The 1,795-nt window shown below is 57.7% G+C and carries 1 rRNA gene (running past one end of the window); it reads left to right on the plus strand.

The annotated features are described in order from the left end of the window. The first annotated feature begins 93 nt into the window (after nt 1–93). Nucleotides 94–1,795 (plus strand): 23S ribosomal RNA (locus ACH4UM_RS41595); it runs 1,493 nt beyond the window's last position.

Here is a 1,795-nt window from a genome sequence, read left to right on the forward strand (position 1 = left end):
TTGATGCCGGCCCCAGTGCACTCGGGATGTTGTCCCGGGGTGATGGGTGGTTGGTCGTTGTTTGAGAACTGCACAGTGGACGCGAGCATCTGTGGCCAAGTTTTTAAGGGCGCACGGTGGATGCCTTGGCACCAGGAACCGATGAAGGACGTGGGAGGCCACGATAGTCCCCGGGGAGTCGTCAACCAGGCTTTGATCCGGGGGTTTCCGAATGGGGAAACCCGGCAGTCGTCATGGGCTGTCACCCACTGCTGAACACATAGGCAGTGTGGAGGGAACGCGGGGAAGTGAAACATCTCAGTACCCGCAGGAAGAGAAAACAACCGTGATTCCGGGAGTAGTGGCGAGCGAAACTGGATGAGGCCAAACCGTATGTGTGTGAGACCCGGCAGGGGTTGCGCATGCGGGGTTGTGGGATCTCTCTTCTGTCGTCTGCCGGCGACAGGACGAGTCAGAAACCGTTGATGTAGGCGAAGGACATGCGAAAGGTCCGGCGTAGAGGGTAAGACCCCCGTAGCTGAAACGTCAGCGGCTCGTTTGAGAGACACCCAAGTAGCACGGGGCCCGAGAAATCCCGTGTGAATCTGGCGGGACCACCCGCTAAGCCTAAATATTCCCTGGTGACCGATAGCGGATAGTACCGTGAGGGAATGGTGAAAAGTACCCCGGGAGGGGAGTGAAATAGTACCTGAAACCGTGTGCCTACAAGCCGTGGGAGCGTCGGACATCAGCTTGCTGGTGTCTCGTGACTGCGTGCCTTTTGAAGAATGAGCCTGCGAGTTTGCGGTGTGTTGCGAGGTTAACCCGGGTGGGGTAGCCGTAGCGAAAGCGAGTCCGAATAGGGCGTTTTCAGTAGCACGCTCAAGACCCGAAGCGGAGTGATCTAGCCATGGGCAGGTTGAAGCGGAGGTAAGACTTCGTGGAGGACCGAACCCACCAGGGTTGAAAACCTGGGGGATGACCTGTGGTTAGGGGTGAAAGGCCAATCAAACTCCGTGATAGCTGGTTCTCCCCGAAATGCATTTAGGTGCAGCGTCGTGTGTTTCTTGCCGGAGGTAGAGCACTGGATAGGCGATGGGCCCTACCGGGTTACTGACCTTAGCCAAACTCCGAATGCCGGTAAGTGAGAGCGCGGCAGTGAGACTGTGGGGGATAAGCTCCATGGTCGAGAGGGAAACAGCCCAGAGCATCGACTAAGGCCCCTAAGCGTACGCTAAGTGGGAAAGGATGTGGAGTCGCAGAGACAACCAGGAGGTTGGCTTAGAAGCAGCCACCCTTGAAAGAGTGCGTAATAGCTCACTGGTCTAGTGATTCCGCGCCGACAATGTAGCGGGGCTCAAGCGTACCGCCGAAGTCGTGTCATTGCAGCATATAGCCCCAACGGGTGTTGTGATGGGTAGGGGAGCGTCGTCTGCCGGGTGAAGCAGCACCGGAAGGTAGTTGTGGACGGTTGACGAGTGAGAATGCAGGCATGAGTAGCGATTCACACGTGAGAAACGTGTGCGCCGATTGACTAAGGGTTCCTGGGTCAAGCTGATCTGCCCAGGGTAAGTCGGGACCTAAGGCGAGGCCGACAGGCGTAGTCGATGGATAACCGGTTGATATTCCGGTACCCGCTGTGGAGCGTCAAACATCGAGCATCGTGATGCTAAGGCCGTGAAGCCGTTCCGGACCCTTCGGGGAATGGAAAGTGGTGGAGCCGCCGGACCAAGCGGTTAGTAGGTGAGTGATGGGGTGACGCAGGAAGGTAGTCCATCCCGGGCGGTGGTTGTCCCGGGGTAAGGGTGTAGGACGG

This window comes from Streptomyces sp. NPDC020801 (genome assembly GCF_044334385.1).
Taxonomy (GTDB): Bacteria; Actinomycetota; Actinomycetes; order Streptomycetales; family Streptomycetaceae; genus Streptomyces.